At 55.9% G+C, this 372-nt stretch carries 1 protein-coding gene; it reads left to right on the top strand.

Annotated elements, in window-relative coordinates:
- Positions 1-71: 71 nt before the first annotated feature.
- Positions 72-372, top strand: a 301-nt coding sequence (locus AC1RPQ_RS08145; RefSeq protein WP_481762283.1) for a hypothetical protein, incomplete at its 3' end; no start/stop codon positions are given.

Raw genomic sequence — 372 nt, 5'->3', positions numbered from 1 at the left:
AGCTGTTTATGGCGAGAAGGTAGCCGAGTGGTTGGACAACTCCAACCATTACACACTTTAAGGAGAGTAGTTTGAATCTGCATGAGTATGATCACGTTGTAGGCTCCGCGTCGAAGGACGTTGCGGAGAGCGGTTTGGAAATCGGCCACTTCTTCCCGTGGGCGGTTCGCAAGATGAATACGATGTACGGGTTGCCCGTGAACGACACGCCGACGCTCGAAGGTCTGGGTGAGTCCCCGATCAAGCGCATGGAGGGCTTCCTCAAGACGCTTCAGGCCGAGATGGACGAAGGCAACGAGATCATGGCGTTCCTGATCTTCCGCGAATGGGTGAAGGGCGGAAAGAGCCCGACCACCGAGCAATTGATGGCGC

Source organism: Dellaglioa sp. CoH-57-MRSF-21, from assembly GCF_056781915.1.
Note: the sequence above shows the minus strand (reverse complement) of the source record. Positions and strands in the feature narration are given on the sequence as shown.